The 16,643-nt window shown below is 70.6% G+C and carries 17 protein-coding genes; 3 read left to right on the top strand and 14 right to left on the bottom strand.

Annotated features, from left to right (window positions below):
• Positions 1–24 precede the first annotated feature (24 nt).
• The 7 genes from Aco03nite_RS15350 to Aco03nite_RS15320 all read right to left on the bottom strand — a co-directional run bounded on the left by Aco03nite_RS15350 (position 25) and on the right by Aco03nite_RS15320 (position 6,690).
• The gene (locus Aco03nite_RS15350) at positions 25–510 is read right to left on the bottom strand and encodes an SRPBCC family protein (RefSeq protein WP_203795764.1); all 486 of its coding nucleotides are present in this window, start codon (positions 508–510) and stop codon (positions 25–27) included.
• A 3-nt stretch (positions 511–513) separates the two neighbouring features.
• Positions 514–855, bottom strand: coding sequence for an ArsR/SmtB family transcription factor (locus Aco03nite_RS15345; RefSeq protein WP_239145185.1), 342 nt, complete (start codon positions 853–855; stop codon positions 514–516).
• 71 nt (positions 856–926) lie between these two features.
• On the bottom strand, positions 927–2,123 hold the full coding sequence (locus Aco03nite_RS15340) for an ABC transporter permease (RefSeq protein WP_203795762.1): 1,197 nt from the start codon (positions 2,121–2,123) through the stop codon (positions 927–929).
• Positions 2,120–3,625 carry a sugar ABC transporter ATP-binding protein gene (locus Aco03nite_RS15335; protein ID WP_203795761.1) on the bottom strand — a complete coding sequence of 502 codons (1,506 nt, stop codon included), beginning with the start codon at positions 3,623–3,625 and terminating at the stop codon, positions 2,120–2,122. Before Aco03nite_RS15335 ends, Aco03nite_RS15340 begins: the two co-directional genes overlap by 4 nt.
• Positions 3,622–4,608, bottom strand: coding sequence for a sugar ABC transporter substrate-binding protein (locus tag Aco03nite_RS15330; protein ID WP_203795760.1), 987 nt, complete (start codon positions 4,606–4,608; stop codon positions 3,622–3,624). Before Aco03nite_RS15330 ends, Aco03nite_RS15335 begins: the two co-directional genes overlap by 4 nt.
• A gap of 76 nt (positions 4,609–4,684) precedes the next feature.
• Positions 4,685–6,022 (bottom strand): lyase family protein, encoded by a 1,338-nt coding sequence (locus Aco03nite_RS15325; protein ID WP_203795759.1) that lies wholly within the window; start codon positions 6,020–6,022, stop codon positions 4,685–4,687.
• A gap of 323 nt (positions 6,023–6,345) precedes the next feature.
• Entirely contained in the window at positions 6,346–6,690 is a 345-nt protein-coding gene (locus tag Aco03nite_RS15320) for a hypothetical protein (RefSeq protein WP_203795758.1), read from the bottom strand.
• Between the two features lie 263 nt (positions 6,691–6,953).
• Between Aco03nite_RS15320 and Aco03nite_RS15315 the strand changes: the two genes are divergently transcribed.
• Both Aco03nite_RS15315 and Aco03nite_RS15310 read left to right on the top strand, forming a co-directional pair.
• Positions 6,954–8,420 carry an alpha/beta hydrolase gene (locus Aco03nite_RS15315; RefSeq protein ID WP_203795757.1) on the top strand — a complete coding sequence of 489 codons (1,467 nt, stop codon included), beginning with the start codon at positions 6,954–6,956 and terminating at the stop codon, positions 8,418–8,420.
• 86 nt (positions 8,421–8,506) lie between these two features.
• Positions 8,507–9,472, top strand: a complete 966-nt coding sequence (locus Aco03nite_RS15310; RefSeq protein WP_203795756.1) for a helix-turn-helix transcriptional regulator — start codon at positions 8,507–8,509, stop codon at positions 9,470–9,472.
• On the opposite strand, the gene Aco03nite_RS15305 is transcribed toward Aco03nite_RS15310, so the two are convergent.
• Complete coding sequence (locus tag Aco03nite_RS15305; RefSeq protein WP_203795755.1) at positions 9,422–10,165, bottom strand: SDR family NAD(P)-dependent oxidoreductase; 744 nt, start codon at positions 10,163–10,165, stop codon at positions 9,422–9,424. The genes Aco03nite_RS15310 and Aco03nite_RS15305 overlap by 51 nt on opposite strands.
• Positions 10,166–10,331: 166 nt before the next feature.
• Between Aco03nite_RS15305 and Aco03nite_RS15300 the strand changes: the two genes are divergently transcribed.
• Positions 10,332–11,072: a MerR family DNA-binding transcriptional regulator gene (locus Aco03nite_RS15300; protein ID WP_203795754.1), complete on the top strand. Its 741-nt coding sequence runs from the start codon at positions 10,332–10,334 to the stop codon at positions 11,070–11,072.
• Here Aco03nite_RS15300 and Aco03nite_RS15295 read toward each other — a convergent pair.
• From Aco03nite_RS15295 to Aco03nite_RS15270, 6 genes are read right to left on the bottom strand one after another with little or no spacing between them, the layout of a single operon-like run.
• Positions 11,051–12,091 carry an MSMEG_0565 family glycosyltransferase gene (locus Aco03nite_RS15295; RefSeq protein ID WP_203795753.1) on the bottom strand — a complete coding sequence of 347 codons (1,041 nt, stop codon included), beginning with the start codon at positions 12,089–12,091 and terminating at the stop codon, positions 11,051–11,053. The genes Aco03nite_RS15300 and Aco03nite_RS15295 overlap by 22 nt on opposite strands.
• Positions 12,088–12,906 (bottom strand): carbon-nitrogen hydrolase family protein, encoded by an 819-nt coding sequence (locus tag Aco03nite_RS15290; protein WP_239145184.1) that lies wholly within the window; start codon positions 12,904–12,906, stop codon positions 12,088–12,090. Before Aco03nite_RS15290 ends, Aco03nite_RS15295 begins: the two co-directional genes overlap by 4 nt.
• Positions 12,903–13,724 (bottom strand): carbon-nitrogen hydrolase family protein, encoded by an 822-nt coding sequence (locus Aco03nite_RS15285; protein ID WP_239145183.1) that lies wholly within the window; start codon positions 13,722–13,724, stop codon positions 12,903–12,905. The genes Aco03nite_RS15290 and Aco03nite_RS15285 overlap by 4 nt, the downstream gene beginning before the upstream one ends.
• Positions 13,721–15,070 (bottom strand): MSMEG_0567/sll0787 family protein, encoded by a 1,350-nt coding sequence (locus Aco03nite_RS15280; protein ID WP_203795752.1) that lies wholly within the window; start codon positions 15,068–15,070, stop codon positions 13,721–13,723. The genes Aco03nite_RS15285 and Aco03nite_RS15280 overlap by 4 nt, the downstream gene beginning before the upstream one ends.
• Positions 15,067–16,119 carry an MSMEG_0568 family radical SAM protein gene (locus Aco03nite_RS15275; RefSeq protein ID WP_203795751.1) on the bottom strand — a complete coding sequence of 351 codons (1,053 nt, stop codon included), beginning with the start codon at positions 16,117–16,119 and terminating at the stop codon, positions 15,067–15,069. The genes Aco03nite_RS15280 and Aco03nite_RS15275 overlap by 4 nt, the downstream gene beginning before the upstream one ends.
• Positions 16,119–16,631, bottom strand: coding sequence for an MSMEG_0572/Sll0783 family nitrogen starvation response protein (locus Aco03nite_RS15270; RefSeq protein ID WP_203795750.1), 513 nt, complete (start codon positions 16,629–16,631; stop codon positions 16,119–16,121). The genes Aco03nite_RS15275 and Aco03nite_RS15270 overlap by 1 nt, the downstream gene beginning before the upstream one ends.
• Positions 16,632–16,643: the final 12 nt, after the last annotated feature.

Below are 16,643 nucleotides of genomic sequence, written 5' to 3'. Positions count from 1 at the left end.
AGAAACCCCGGCCGTTCCGGTGTGTCAGGCGGCGAGCAGGACGTCGATCTGGCTGATCGCCCCGGACGCGCCCTCGACGACTCCCATGTCCAGCACCTGCTGCAGCGCCTCGGCGGACTCGTACCTGCTCACGTAGACAGCGCGGGTGCCGCCGTCGTGCGCGGCGAAGGTGTAGGCGTTGTCGGAGAGCGGCATGTCCGGCACCGGATTGAAGTCCAGATCGGCGAACCCGTCCCGGAACGTGAAGGACCGCGGCTCGTCCACCTCGCCGACCAGCCAGTATCCGGCGTGCTTGGAGCCGTCGGGGCCGGTCATGAAGTAGGTGACCCGGCCACCGGGGGTCAGGTCGTGGTCGACGATCGTCGCCGGGTAGTCCGGCGGCCCCCAGATCTTCTCCATCTGGCGCGGGTCGGCATACACCTGCCAGACCCGCTCGACCGGCGCCGCGAACTCCGCGGTGATGGTCAGGGTCAACTCGTCCAGGTCGTGCTTGACGTCGGTCACGGGCATCGGTCAGTCCTCCTGCTCGGGGTCGGATGCGATCAGCGCGTCGATGCGGGCGATCCGGCCGCGCCACACCTGCTCCAGCTCGGCCAGCATGGACGCCACCGACCGGACGGCCACCACGTCGCCGCTGGCCAGCTGCTCCCGGCCGGCACGCCGCTTGGCCAGCAGGCCGGCCCGCTCCAGCACGGCGACATGCTTCTGCACGGCGGCGAAGCTCATGTCGTACTCCGCGGCCAGGGCGGACACCGAGTGCTCCCGGGCCAGCACGCGCCGGAGGATGTCGCGCCGGGTGCGGTCGGCGAGCGCGTGGAACAGCGCGTCGACCTTGGCGGCATCCTCTTCGATCACGACGCCAATATACAACCAATCGGTTGTAGGTTGTCAAGGAAGCCCGGTGGCCGATGGCCACCGGGCTTTCTTCAACTGCGCACCAACTCCGCCGGTGCCGGGGGTTTCTCCTTCTTCAGCGCGGCTCGCAGCTTCCGGCGCTCCCGCCCGCTGGTGGCGGTGTAGAGCGACGCGGCCGCGACGAGCACCGTGCCCTGCACGACGTTCTGGTAGTTCGAGCCGATGTTGAGCACGTTGAAGCCGTTGCTCAGGGTGAACAGGATCAGCGTGCCGACCACCGACTTGGTGACGAAACCGGAGCCGCCGAAGAGCGACGTCCCGCCGAGCACCGCGGCCGCGATCACGGTCAGCTCACCGCCGGTCAGCACGGTCGGGTCGACCGAGTTGAACCGGCCCGCGTAGAGCACCCCGACCAGCGCGGCGACCGTCCCGTTCAGCACGAACGCGACCATCCGGTAGCGGTCCACGTCGATGCCGGACAGCCGGGCCGCCTCCGGGTTGCCGCCGACCGCGTACAGGTTCCGGCCGATCACCGTGTACCGCAGCGTCAGCGCCGTGAGCACCACCAGCAGCAGCATGATCCAGACCGAGATCGTCTGATCCAGCATCAGCGGCCGGAAGAGCGCGAGCAGCAGCAACGCCAGCCCGGAGGCCCACAGCCCGGCCGTGGACCGGACCGACCCGCCCCGCTTGATCAGCAGCCCGGCGCCGGCCAGCAGCAGCACGGCCAGGATCACGGCCACCACGATCGGCATCGCCCAGCGGGCCGTCGCCACGTCCATCAGGGTGCTGTCGGCGGCGGTGATGCTCTGCCCGTCGAGAATCGCCTGGACGACGCCCCGGACCGCGGTCAGCGTCCCGAGGGTCACGATGAAGGCGTTCACCCCCACTTTTTGTACGAGAACCCCGTTGAGCAGCCCGACCAGCGCCCCGGTGACCAGGGCGGCGAGGATGGCGACGACCGGCCCGTACCCGTCGATGGTCTTCAGTGCCACGGTTCCGGCCAACGCCGCCGTGGACGCCACCGACAGGTCGAAGTTGCCGCTGATCAGCACCACGGTCATGAAGATCGCCAGGATCGCGATCAGCGCCGACTGGTCCAGGATGTTGCTGAGGTTGACGCTGCTCAGATAACTCGGCCGGCCCTGCACGCTGGAGGTGATCGTCAGGATCGCGACCAGGGCGACGAACGCGTAGACGACCCCGGCGGCGCGCGGCGCCAGCGACCGGCGCCAGGAGCCGTGATCGTGCGCGGAGGTGGTGCTCATGAGTCGTTACCTTCCTTGAGTCCGCTCGCCCGGGCGGTGATGTCGTGCAGATCGGTGTCGCCGACGGCCAGGTCGGCGACGACCCGGCCGCGCCGGACCACCAGGATGCGGTCACAGGCGGTCAGGAGTTCCTCGAACTCGCTGGAGACCATCAGGACGCCCCGGCCGTCGTCGGCCATCCGGCGCACCAGGTGGATGATGTCGGCCTTGGCGCCGACGTCCACACCCGCCGACGGTTCGTCCAGCAGCAGCACCCGGGCCGGGCCGTACACCCATTTGGCGAAGACCACCTTCTGCGCGTTGCCGCCGGACAGCTCGCCGACCGGGGACTCGGCCGATCCGGCGACGATGCCGAGGTCGGCGATCGCCCGCCGGGCCAGGTCGCGTTCCCGGGCGGCGCTGGGCAGCAGCCGCCGCCAGGACAGGCCGCTCAGGTACGGCAGGGAGATGTTGCGCCAGATCTCCCAGTCCCGCAGGAAGCCCTGCTTGGCGCGGTCCTCGGGGACGAGCGCGAGGCCCGCCCGTACCGCCGAACGGGGTGATCCCTTGATCTGTCTGTCGTCGACCCGGACGGTGCCGGTGGCGGCGGGATCGGCCCCGTAGATCGCTTCGAGCAGCTCGGTGCGGCCGCTGCCGAGCAGACCGGCGATCCCGACGATCTCCCCGGCGTGCACGGTGAGATCGATCGGCCCGAACTTCCCGGCCGACTCCAGGTCCGTCACGGCCAGGATCGGCGCGCCGACCGGCCGGGCCTCGCGCTCCTCGCGCTGCTCCCGGGCCAGTTCCCGGCCGACGATCGCGGTGACCAGGCTGTCCACGGTGACGTCGGCGGTCGGCGCGTCGACCACCACCAGCCCGTCGCGCAGAACCGTGAGATGGTCGGTCAGTTCCACCACCTCGTCCAGGAAGTGCGAGGTGTAGACGACCGTGGTGCCCGCGTCGCGCAGCCGCCGGATCGAACGGAACAGCACCTCCCGCTCGGCCGGGGACAGCGCGGCGGTCGGCTCGTCGAGCAGCACCACGTCCGGGTTCCGGGCGAGCGCCTGCAGGATCGCGACCATCTGCCGGGCGCCGACCGACAGCTCCGCCACCGCCTGATGCGGTTCCAGTTCGTAACCGATCCGGTCGCACAGCGCGAGCAGTTCGGCGCGACGGGCGGCGGCGTCCCAGCGGCGGGTCTCCCGGCGGCCCAGGAAGACGTTCTCCACCACCGACATGGCGTCCACCAGCGGGGTGTGCTGGTGCACGGCGGCCATGCCGGCGGCCAGCGCCTGCCGGGGATGGGACCAGTCGACCGGCTGGTCCTTCCACTCCACAGTGCCGGTGCTGGCCTGCTGCCAGCCGGACAGGATCTTGATCAGGGTGGACTTGCCGGCGCCGTTCGCGCCGATCAGCCCGTGCACGGTGCCCGGCAGCACCCGCATCGACACACCACGCAGGGCCCGGGTGCCGCTGGCGTACGTCTTCTCGACGTCCCGGACGGCCAGGACCGCGCCGGTCACCACTGCGGGGTGCAGGAGTCGACGTTGTCCTTGGTGACACCGGGGGTGTCGTAGAAGGTGGTCTTCGGGGTGCCGCTCAGCTTGCCGGTCACCGCGTCGTGCAGCAACTGCACGGCCATCACACCGCTGTCGTACGGCTTGTAGCAGACCGTACCGGCGAGGGTGCCGTCCTTGACCGCCGCGATGCCCGCCGCCGAACCGCCGACGCCGAGGATCTTCGCCTTCGAGTTCGCCGACTTCACCGCGGCCGCGCATCCGACCGCCATGTCGTCCGAGATCGCGTAGATCAGGGCCAGGTCCGGGGTGGCGGCGAGCAGGTTCTGGCAGGCCGACTGGCCGTCCTGCTTGGTCCAGTTGCCGGGCTGGGTGGCGACCACCTGGAAACCGCCCTTGGCCTCGAGGGCGGCGGTGAACTTCTCCACCCGGGTGGTGTTCTCGTCGAAACCGGCCGCACCGGTGATGACCGCGACCTTGCCACCGGACGGCAGCTGCTGCACCGCCATCCCCCCGGCGGTCGCCCCGGCGCCACGCTCGTTCTCGGTGACGATGAACTTCAGCTTCTCGTACGGGGACTCCACGTCCCGGTTCGCGCCGACATAGCCGTGCACCGTGCCGACCGGGATGTTCGCCGCGGCGGCCTGGTCCACCAGGGCCTGCCCCGGGCCGGGCGAGAGTGGGACGAGGAGGATGCCGTCGACCTTCTGGGCGATCAGGTCCTGCATCTGGCCGGCCTGTTTCTGCTGGTCGCCCTGGGAGTCCAGGGACACCAGCTTGATGCCCAGCTCGTCGGCCTTGGCCTTGGCGCCCTTGGCCAGCGCGGCCGGGAAGGTCACCGACTCCTGCTGGTTGGCCAGGCCGAAGACGAGCTGCTTGGTGGTGTCGGTGCCCGCTGCCGGGGTTTCGGCGGGCGATTCGGTGTTGCAGGCGGTCAGGCCGGCCAGGACGAGCCCGAGCGCGGCAATGGTCCCATATGTCTTGTTCATGAAAATGCTCCTGTCTGGACGGGGTGCGTCTTCATGGCGGCTCCGGGGCGGGAGCGCCGGTGTCAGCTGGTTCGGGTCAGCGGGGCGCGTCGTGCCAGTGGTGCACGGCGGCTTCGCAGGCTTCGGTGGTGGATCCGACATATCCGGCCGGTTCGGGCAGGGTTCCCGCGATGGTGGACCAGGCCGCGTCACCGACCCGGGCGCGTACCGCGTCCCGCAGCGACGATCCGGTCGCCCGGGAGTCGCGGACCGCGCCGTACACCAGTTCGTGTGCCTTGTCCCGGCCGAGTTCGGCGGCCAGGGCGATCATGTAGGCCTCGGCCATCAGCCGGCCGCCGTCGGCGGTCAGGTTCTCCGCCATCCGGTCCGGGAAGACCCGCAGGCCACCGGTGATGGCGGCGGCCGCGCGCAGGGCTCCGGCGGCGGCGATCAGCGCACCGGGCACGGCCTGCCACTCGACCTGCCATTCGCCGGCCGCGCGTTCGTGGCCGACCTCCATGGCCCGGAGCACGGCCTGCGCGTGCGAGCCGGCCATCACCCCGAACCCGACGGCGAGCTCGGACGAGATCGGGTTGGCTTTCTGCGGCATCGTCGAGGACGCGCCGCGGTACATCCCGTCGGCCTCGGCGACCTCGCCGATCTCGGTGCGGGACAGGTCGACGACCTCACGGCCGAGTCGCACGCAGGTGGCCGCCGCCAGCGCCGCGGACTGGGTGAGTTCGGCGATCGAGTCGCGGGCCACGTGCCAGGGGCCGACGGTGTCGGTGAGGCCGAGCCGGGCGGCGAGCCCGGTGCGGACCGGGCCGGACACCGCGCCGAGCGCCGCCGAGGTGCCGCCCGCGCCGAAGAGCGAGATCAGGGCGACACCGTCGCGGGCCCGCAGCAGCCGGGCCTGGTGCCGGGTGACCTCGCCGAGGAAGACCGCGAGTTTCGCGCCGAACGTGGTGGGCACCGCCTGCTGGGCGTGGGTCCGCCCGGCCATCACCGTGCCGGCGTGCTCGGTGACCAGCCGGGCCAGGCCGTCGCCGACCTCACCGAGCAGGACCAGCAGCCGGTCCGCGGCGTCCCGCAGTTGCAGCGCCAGGGCGGTGTCCATGATGTCCTGGGTGGTCGCGCCGTAGTGCACCCAGGCGGCGTCCCGCTCGTCCAGCGCCGCGCAGATCATCTTGACCAGCGGGAAGATCGGGTAGCCGACGTTGGCGGACTCGGCCCAGAGCCGGGGCATGTCGACCACGTCGAGGCGGCAGGCGGCGGCGATCCGCTCACCGGTGGCCTCGTCGACGACACCCGCACCGGCCAGCGCCCGCCCCAGCTCGGCCTCGACCAGGAGCCAGTCCCCCACGGTCCGCTCCTGGGAGAAGACCGCAGCCATGGTTTCGTCCCCGCCGAGCCGGGACAGCAGGTCAAAGGCCACGGTGCGCTCACTTCCGTCATGTGTTCAATCGTTTGAACGACTGGAGACTATGACGGACACCACGTTTTAGGCAACCGTTTGAACGACCGCTTCTTCCGGAGCCGACCTGAGCCGCTCCGGGAGGATCGGCGGGCCGGAAGGGGCCGGCACCGGCGAGCTTCTCGCGCAGCGTGCCGGGCCTCTCGGCGGCGACATGCGGCAAACCCGGCAGGCCTCCACCACACCACAGGCCTTCACCACACCACAGGCCTTCACCACGCCACCCGAAACAAAAAACGCGGGTTGACCGATCGATCGGTCAACCCGCGTTGAACACCTGCCTGCTAGACCATGGAGGTGCGGAAGTCGCCCTCCCACAGGGCGCCGTCGGCGCGGTAGTCGGCGAATGCGCTCTCGCCCAGGGCCTCGACGGCGGCGGCGTGCACCTTGGCGAGCTCGGCGGCGTCCTCGGGCTCCGGCTTCTCCCCCGCCACCGGGTACGCGGTGTCGGCAACCCCGATCATCCGGGCCGCCAGCGGGTGATCGCCCTCGGCACTCGCCAGTACCGCGTTACCGACCGCCAGGTACGGCGTGAACTCGGAGTAGTCGGCGAGCAACGCCTTGGCCTTGTCCCGATCGCCCTGTTCCAGTTGCTGCCGGAAGGCCGTCCGAAGCTCGTTCAAGGTCATGGCTCCCCCATCGAGTCGTACCCATAAATGTCTCTTGACCAGGGACTTTCGGCCCTAGACAAGGGAACCTAGCCAGTGCCGGCCGTCCCGTCGAACGTGACAAGATCGACATCGGAGGCGCTATCCGTTCGAACACCACGATCCCGTTACCGGAATCACTGCGGTAACTCCGCGCAGGGTCCGAACAACTTCGTAGAGTGATTCCCTGCGGTCACAGATAGTGAGCTTGACTGTGCCCTGAGGTCACAGAGTCGGATGAGGGCATGAAACTCGCCTTCATCGGAACACTCGGTCTGATCGGCGCGCTGCTCGTGGGAGAACCCACCAAAGCTCAACCCGCGGAAGCCGAACCTCGACGCTGGGCCGCCTGCCCCGCCGAGGTGATCACGGCGCCGTTCGTCGCGCAGTGCACCACCGTGACCGTTCCGCTCGACTACCGCGACCCGGACGGCGCCACCATCGACCTGATGGTGTCCCGGATCGCCGCCACCGACCCGGCGAAACGGCGCGGCATCCTGATGTTCAACCCCGGCGGGCCGGGCGGCACCGGGCTGGACCAGCCCGCGTTCCTGCTCAACAAGGGCATGCCCGCGAGCGTGCTGGCGTCGTACGACCTGATCGGCATGGACACCCGCGGCGTCGGTCACTCGTCGCCGGTCAGTTGCGGTTTCACCGCCGACGACGCCTACTGGGCCAACATTCCGCCGTACGCGGGGGACACGGCCGCCGTGACCGCCCAGTCGAAGATCGCCGCCGAGGTCGCGCAGCGGTGCGCGGCCAACGACACCGACGGCCGGCTCCGGCACCTGACGACCGCGAACACCGCCCGCGACCTGGACCGGATCCGGGCCGCCCTGGGCGAGAAGAAGGCCTCGTTCTACGGGGCGTCCTACGGTTCGGCGCTCGGCGCGGCCTACGTGTCGCTGTTCCCGGACAGCACCGACCGGATCGTCCTGGACAGCAACCTGGCCGACACCCACCTGGACCGGGACTCGCTGCGCCGGTACGCGCGCGGTTTCGAGGAGACCTTCCCCGATTTCGCCGCGTGGGCGGCGCAACGGCACACCGCCTACGGCCTCGGGCAGACCCCCGCTGCGGTACGCCGGACCTTCGTCACCCTCGCCGAACGCCTCGACCGCACCCCCACCGCCGACGGCTTCAACGGCGCCCACCTGCGGTACCTCACGTTCGCCGGCCTCTACCACCCGATCCAGTACGGCGCCACGGCGCGGCTGTGGCAGTCGATGCTGAACCCGGCGACCGCACCGGTGCCGACTCCGGAGACTCCCGGTGCGCCCAGCCCGGTCGACAACGCGCTGACCGTCTACCTGGCGGTGACCTGCAACGACGTCGCGTGGCCGAAGGATCTGGCGACGTACCAGCGCGACGTGGAGACCGACCGTGAGCGGTACCCGCTGTTCGGGGCGGCCGCGGCCAACATCATGCCGTGCGCCTACTGGAAGCACGAGCCGGCCGAGCCGCCGGTCAAGGTGGACGCCAAGGGCCCGGCGAACGTCCTGCTGCTGCAGAACCGCCACGACCCGGTCACCCCGGCGGTCAACGCGGAACTGCTCCAACGGAAGTTCGGTAAGCGGGCCCGCCTGGTCACCACCGACGGCAGCGGCCACGGCGTGTACGTCCTGTCCGACAACGCCTGCGCCCTGAACCTGACCACGTCCTACCTGGTCGACGGCCGGATGCCGACCAGGGACACCACCTGCCGCGCCTGATCCCCGTCTGATCGTCTGCTCGGCCGGCAGCAGGCTTCGTCACGATGACCGCCGCCCGCTCCACCTCTGACGTTAGGCTTCCCGGCATGTATCGGTGGAGCGGGCCGGGCGCGACACCGACGGCGGACGTCTGGCGGGACACCTTCATCGGCCTGCACGGGGCCAGCCGGGTCACCCTGGCCGAGACCGGGCCGTGGGCCGGGCGCCTGGAGTGGCAGGAGACCCGGTCGCACCGCATCGTGCTGTGCGGCGACGTCCGCGAGGAGTTCATCCGGGAGCCGCGGCACATCCGCACCGATCCGCGCGGGGCGGTGGAGCTGTTGGTGCCGATCCGCGGCAGCGCCCACGTCGAGCAGGCCGGCACCAGCGGTGAGATCCGGTCCGGGGCCCTCGCCCTGTGCGGCGTCGACCGGCCCCTCCGGTTCGCGCACGGCGAGGACTTCCTGTCGGTCGCGCTGATCGTCCCCGACGAGGCACTGCAGCGCCGCAGTCCCGGCATCGGCCACGAACCGCAGCTGTTCGACGGCACCGCCGGGCTGGGCCGGTTGATCCGGCAGACGGTGCTCACCCTGCAGGAGGAACGCGAGCGGCTGTCCGGGCCCGGGTTCGACATCGCCTGCGACCAGCTGCTCGAGTTGGTCTGCCTGGCCGCCGAGGGCGGCACCGATTCGGCTCCGGCCGGGCGGCGGGCCGAGGTCGAGACACAGATCCGGCGATACGTCCGGCGTCACGCCGCCGACCCCGACCTGTCCGTCATCCGGATCGCCCGGGATCTCGGCTGGTCGGCCCGGTATCTGCAGGACGTGCTGCAGGCCGCGGGCACCACGTCCCGCGACCTGATCCGCACCGAACGGCTCCGCCTGGCCCGGTCCCGGCTGGCCGCACCCGCCTGGGGCGAACGGTCGATCGCCCAGATCGCGTACGCGTGCGGGTTCGCCAGCCACGCGTCGTTCGCCACCGCGTACCGCCGCGAATTCGGGGTGACCCCGAGAGACAGCCGCCTAGGCCAGCGCGCCTCCGTCGACCCGCAGGGTGGTGCCGGTGATGTATGAGGCGTCCGGCCCGACCAGGAACGCGACGGCGCCGGCGGCCTCGTCGGCCGACCCGAACCGGTGCATCGGGATGACGACCCCGAGCATGAACCGGCCGGCGTCGGAATCCGCGGGCACTGCCATGTCGGTGTCGACAACCCCGAGCTCGATCGCGTTCACGGTGATGCCCCGGGCGACGAAGTCCTGCGCCCAGCCGCGGGTGTAGGCGCTGATCGCCGCCTTGGACGCCGCGTAGTCGGACATTCCCGGCGCGAACGTCTTGGTGGCCAGCCCCGACGACAGGTTGACGACCCGCCCGCCACTGCCCATGTACTTCACCGCCCGGTAGGTGGTGTCCGCGACCCCGGTCACGTTGATCGCCCACTGCCCGTCCCGCTCGTCATCGGACAGCTCCCCGGCCCGGAACACCGCGGCACTGTTGACCAGGATGTCGATCCGCCCGAACTGCTCCGCCACGGCGTCCACCATCGCGGTCACCCGACCGCGGTCGGCCTGATCGGCCTGAAACCCTTCCGCGCGTACGCCCATCGACCGCAACTCCTCGACCACCGTCTTGGCCTTCTCGGCCGGCGCGACATAGGTGATCACCACATCCGCACCGAGCCCCGCCAGCCGCCGCGCCACCGCAGCCCCGATCCCACGACTACCGCCGGTAACCAGAGCCACCTTGCCGGCCAGAGTCTTCTCGCCCACTGAAAATCCCACTTCCTGGTCCGAGTACGGGTCCTCCCGCTCCCCGCCAACTCTTCCGCCAACCCAACACCAGGTCTTTCGCTGCGACGCGCACTTCTTGCGCCAGAACGCACGACATACTTCCGTTCTTGACTGTGCCCCGGGGGCACGGTGTCGAATGTGGTGCATGCGGATGAAAGGTGGGTGGAGTACCCGGGAGATCGCCGACTTTGCCGGGACCACGGTGAAGACGGTTCGGCATTATCACCGGATCGGGCTGCTCAAGGAGCCTGGGCGTGGGGCCAACGGCTACAAGAAGTACGGGATCCAGCATCTGCTGCGGCTGATGCGGATCCGGCGGCTGGCCGAGCTCGGGGTGGCGCTCTCCGACATCGCCGCCGTTCAGGAGTCGCCGGAGAGTGCTGAGCAGACGCTTCGGGCGCTCGACGCCGAACTGGCCGCCGGCATCGAGCGGCAGCAGCGGATGCGTGCCGAGCTGGCGTCGATCCTGCGGAATCCGGTGCTAGCCGAGACGGCCCCGGGGTTCGAGGACCACGCCGACGGGATGAACGATCTGGAGCGGGCGTTCGTCCTGCTCACCTCGCGGATCTTCGAGCCCGGGGCGATGGACGTGATGCGGGACCTGACCGCCGAACCGCGGTCGGAGGCGGCGGCGGAGTTCGGCGAACTGTCCGACGACGCGACCGACGAGACCCGCCAGGACCTGGCCGAACGCTACGCCGTCGAGATAAAACGCGACATGGACGACCACCCCGCACTACGCAAGGCGGTCGACAAGGTCCAGGCCGGCGGCGACCCGCAAACCCAGCCGGTCCTGTTGCACGCCGTCGTCGAACTGCTCAACAAGGCCCAGATCGACGTCCTGCAACGAGCCAACACGATCATCTATCCGGAGAGCGAACGATAGAACGCGACGTGCCGCAGGGCCGCCGCACGCCAGGTATGGGCGGCGGCCAATTCCCGGCCCGCCGCGACCCGCGCGGGCGACGGGTTGTCGATGGCGTCGCGCAGGGCAACAGCCAGGCTGTCCGGGTCGGTGCCGTAGGTGACCGTGGAGCCGAAGACCTCGCGTAATACCGGCAGGTCGCGGACCACTACCGGCACGCCCGCGGCCAAGGCCTCCATCGCGGCCAGGCCGAAACCCTCCTTGGTGGACGGGAAGGCGAAGACCGCGGCCCCGGCGACCAATCCGGGCAGCTCGTCGTGGTCGACCGGGCCGAGAACCACCGGCGCGACGCCGAGGGAAGCCGCGCGCTCGTCCCAGGCCGCGCGATAGGAACGGTAGTCGAACAGGGTTTCGCCGCCGGCGATGACCAACTTCAAGCCCGACAATTTGCCGTACGCCGACAGCAGGTCGATGGATCCCTTCCGTGGTTCGATACCGCCGACCGCGAGGACGTATCGGCCATGCGAAGTGGACGGAACAGCGTCGGCGAAGCGCGAGTAGGCGACCCCGTTCGGAATGACCGTGGGCGATAACCCCCACCCGTCCCGGACCTCGCGCGCGACGGCATCGGACACGCACAGATGCGCATACGGCCGGACGATCGCCTTCTCATGACACTGAGCCAACTCCGGAGTGGTGAACTGGTCGAGGTGGTGAATGGTCCGCACACATCGATCCACGGCATTGGCGCTGATGCAGTCCTGGGCGTGCACCACGTCATACGAGCCGGGTGTGAAAGCCGTCCGCAGCACCTGGATCGACCGCAGGATCCGAGGCCCGACGCCTTCCCCGGGCACGTCCGGGAACGGCACCACCGCGAGCCGCACCCGGGGATCCACCGGACGGAAGAAGCCGCCGCCCCGCCCCAGCGTCCACACGGTGACGTCGTGACCGATTTCGGCCAGCGCCTCCGCCAACGACAGCGTGTGCACGACGCCACCCCGGGGGCGGGTCGAATAGGTCAGCAGGGCGATTCTCACCGATACGTCTCCGGTCGTAACTCGTCCAGGTGGGACAGCACGCGGCGGGCGGCGGCGATCTCCGCGGGCACGTCGAGTTCGGCGACGGCCAGGCCGGCTTTCCCCCACGTACGCGCAAGGATGTTTCCGGCCGGTCCGACCACCTTGGCCTGGCCGAGGAACCGCATTCCACCGGCGTTCCCGGTCTGGTTCGCGGAGACCACCACGATCTGGTTCTCGGCGGCACGGGCACAGTCGTAGAGGTCGAACAGGCGGGACTGCCGGTCCTGGGACAGTTTCGCCGCGGCGTTGGTGTAGCTGGTCGGCCACGCGGACAGGCAGGCGACGATCTGCGCGCCGTCCACGGCCAGGGCCCGTGCCGATTCGGGGAACGTCTTGTCGTAGTCGATCAGCATGCCCAGCCTTCCGGCCGGCGTGTCGAAAGCGGCGAACCGGTCACCGGCCCGGTAGGCGGTGGCCTCGGCGGCCGGCAGGTGGACCTTGCGGTGCCGGCCGTGCACCCCGTCGCCGGACAGGCAGATCGCCGCGTTGTACCTGTCGTCGCCGTCGTCTTCGCAGTAGCCGACGCAGACCACCAGGTCACCGGCCATCGCGGCGACCCGGCCGATGATCGGATCGTCGGCGGTGAACGCCGGGGGCAGCGCGTACGGGTCGGGATGCCGCAGGTCGGCGAGGTAGCCACCGATCGCCGCGTCCGGCAGCACCAGCAGGCCGGCGCCGGCGGCCCGCGCATCCTCGATGATCTTGCTGATCCGGCCGAGGCCGTGCTCGACGTCCCGTCCGAAGTGCGCGGCCGCCGCGGCGATCCGGGTCACGACCGGTACGCCTCGGGACGCCGGTCACGCAGGTGCCCCATGTGCCGGCGGGCCGTCTCCAGGGCCACCGGGACATCGATGTCGGCCACCGCAATACCGGGCAGTACACCGGTGGTGGCCAGCACGTCCCCACCCGGGTCGACGATCTTCGCGCTGCACACGAACCGCAGTGAGCCGAACGTTCCGGCCTGGTTCGCGGACAGCCACACCACCTGGTTCTCCAGCGCGCGGGCCCGGTCGAACAGGTCGAACCGCCGTGTCCAGCGATCGTCGGCGAGATCGGAGGCCGCGCCGGTACGGCTACCGGGCCACGCCGAGACACACACGATGATCTGCGCGCCGTCCAGGGCCAGAGCGCGCGCCGACTCGGGGAACGCCTTGTCGTAGCAGATCAGCATCCCGATCCGCCCGATCGGAGTGTCGAACGCGGCGAACCCGGCCCCGGACGCGTAACTGGCGTCCTCCCGCAACGGCTGGTGCACCTTGCGATGGTTGCCGAGCACCCGCCCGCCGCCGACACAGACCACGCTGTTGTACCGGCGGTCCCCGTCGGCCTCGCAGTACCCCGCACACACCACCATGTCCCCGGCGATCGCCACCAGCCGCGCGATCTCCGGCCCGTCGATGCGCAGCGCGGGCGGCTGCTCGGCGGCCCCGTCCAGGTCGGCGAGATACCCACCGAGACAAGCTTCAGGCAGGGCCAGCAGCTGTACGCCGTCAGCCCGCGCCGCCTCGACGATCTTGACGATGCGCTCGAAGTCCCCCTCCAGATCCCGGTCGAAGGGTTCCGCCACCGCGGCCATCCTCAGCGTGGTCATGCGGCTGTCCCCAGTTCTGTGACACCGGCCGGTACGGCTTCGGTGAGTTCTCCGTCCGGCCAGCGGAGCTGCACTCCGGCGCCGGTTGTCAGTTCGCCGCAGTCGGCGGTGACCGCGGGTGACGCCGGGATCCCGGCCGCCCCGGCGGTGAGCATCGCGAATCCGGGGAAACAGGTCAGCCAGTCCCCCACCGTGGCGGCGGCCGGCCGGGGCACCCGGGCCACGTCCAGGATCGCGCCGCACCCACTGGCCTCGGCGAGCATGCCGAGCGTCCCGGCGATCCCGGCCATCGACACGTCCTTGGCGGCGTCCGGCCGGGCGGCGGCCACCAACCCGTGCAGTTGCCGCAGCTCAGCAGGGTTGCGATGGCTGGTCGAGTCCCACTGCCGCCCGTGGTGTCCGGGCCGCCAGCCACCGCCCAGATCAGCGGTGAGCCGGATCGGGTGGCCCGCACGCCCACCACCACCGGGCACCGGGGTCGCGGTCCGGCCCAGCGCGGTCGCCGACAGCGCGGCCGGAACACCGAGATGGGTGTGCCCACCGAGCACCGGGACACCCCAGGCATCGGCGGCCCGGCGCAGCCCGCCCAGGATCCGGGCGGCGAACGCGGCGTCCCGGGCGCCGACCGCGTTGAGCAGGCCGACCGGGGCGGCGCCCATCGCGGCGAGATCGTTCATGTTGACCAGGACCGCGCACCAGCCGGCCCAGTCCGGGTCACGTTCCACCATCGACGGCAGGATCGCGTCGCAGGCGGCGATCAGATCAGAATCGGGCACGGGCGCGCCGTCGTCACCGACCCATCCGGCCGGGGCCATCCCGGCGACCAGCTCACCGAGCGGTTGTTTCGTGGCCGCGACCAGCCGGGCGATCCGGCCGATCGGCCACCGCATGAGCACGTGCGGCTGCCCGGCGACGGCGACGGCACGCACCGGGGACCAGCCCAGCGCCCGGAACATCCGCTCGTTACGGGACTGGACGGTGGCGTCGAACCGCAGGGCCCCGGCGTTCTCGGCGTAGGCGCAAGCCGCCCGGATCAGCGCCGGACCGATGCCCCGGGCGCCGCGCACCGACGGGTCCACGGCGAGACGGCCGCCGGTCCACCAGCCGATGTCGGCGCCGGGACCGGCCGGGCCCAGGCGCACGCCCCCGAGCAGTTCCCCGTGTGGACCCCGGGCCTGCAACACGACCGTGCGCGGGTCGTCGTCACGGTCGTCGAGATCCGTACCGGCGAACAGCCCTTGCTCTTGAACGAAAACTCGCCGGCGCAGCGCGAAATAAGCGGACGGATCGTCGGCACGCTCGATCAAAAGACGGGAACCAAGGAGCGCGGGTACGAGCTCGCTCATCCGCCGGCCGCCTGGAGCACGCCGCACGCACCGCACGCGGCGCAGCCGGCCTTCTGGTCGGCGCCGAGCATCCCGGCCGCTTTCAGCAGCGTGGCGACCCGTTCGCTGATGTCGCGGACCAGCGACGGCGCGGGGGCGACGAAGCCGTCGCGGCGGGCCAGGGTGCCGCGCATCGGCCGGAACGGGACCACGAACGGGTAGACGCCCCGGTCGATCAGGCGGGCGGCGCCGGCGACGAGTTCGTCCGGGTCCTCGCCGAGCCCGATCAGCAGGTAGGTGGAGACCTGGTTGCGGCCGAACACCGTGACCGCCCGGTCCCAGGCCTGTTCGTATTCGGTCATCGGGACGGAGCCCTTGCCGGGCATCCAGCGGCGGCGGACCTCGTCGTCAAGCGATTCCACGTGGATGCCGATGGCGGCGGCCCCGGCGGCGTGCAGGTCGTCGATGACCGACAGGTCGCCGGGCGGCTCGATCTGGACCTGGATCGGCAGGCCGGGCACCGCGTCCAGGACCGCCCGCACGCAGCGGACCAGGTTGCGGGCGCCCCGGTCCGGCCCGGTGGTCGTGCCGGTGGTCATCACCATCTGACGGATGCCGTCCAGGCGTACCGCCGCCTCGGCGACCTCGGCCAGCTGCGCGGGAGTCTTCGCGGCGACGGTGCTGCCGGACTGCAGCGACTCCTCGATGGTGCAGAACCGGCAGCGCTGATCCTCCACGTACCGGATGCAGGTCTGCACCACCGTCGTGGCCAGGATGTCCCTGCCGTGCAGGCGGGCGATCTTCTCGAAGCTCACGCCGTCTGCGGTCGACAGATCATAGAAACGCGGCCGCCGTACGACATCAAGCGTCAGTCCCGTGTCCGTCTCCCCCAACCAGACCTTGCCGTCGCGTACCGCATAGGGACTGGCGGGGTTGATCGGCAGTGCCGCGTTCTGGCCGCAGAGCTGCACGTGGCCGTCGTCGCTGGGGCCGGCCCCGGCCGGGCGGTGCACGGGTGTGGGCACCCGGACACCGCGCACGGCCAGGTCGGATCGCACGTCGAGAGACATCAGATCATGTAGGTCGAGTTGATGATCGCGCCCTTGCGCTTGTAGTGGATCAGCGCGTCCTGCACGTCGAGCGGGTGCGTCGGGATGACACCCTCGATCAGATCCTCCTCGCGGGCGCCGTGCAGCGACAGCCCGAACCGGCAGCAGTAGACCTTGCCGCCCTCGTCGATGAACGTCTTCAGCGAGTTGTTGATGTTGTGCTCGCCCGGGAACGCCGACGTGCCGGTGGTCGGGAACCCTCGGGTGGCCAGGGCGTTCAGCGATCCGGGGCCGTAGAAGTAGATCGCCGACTCGAAGCCCTTCCGCAACGCCCGGGTGGCCTGCAGGATCGCCACGAAACTCACCGACGACTCGTGGGCGATGCCGTGCACCAGGGTGAAGTAGGACTCGCCCTCCTCGGCCTGGTAGTCCGGGAAGACCTTGGTGGAGCCGTACAGGCTGGAGCCCTCGGGCAGCGACGGGTGCGGGATCTCGGCGAGGGACTTCTGCTCGAGTTCGGTCAGGTCGGACATGGGGGGCTCCTT

It is taken from the genome of Actinoplanes couchii (genome assembly GCF_016862075.1).
GTDB classification, from domain to species: domain Bacteria; phylum Actinomycetota; class Actinomycetes; order Mycobacteriales; family Micromonosporaceae; genus Actinoplanes; species Actinoplanes couchii.
The sequence above is the reverse complement of the archived record's forward strand: the minus strand, read 5'-3'. Positions and strand labels throughout refer to the sequence as shown.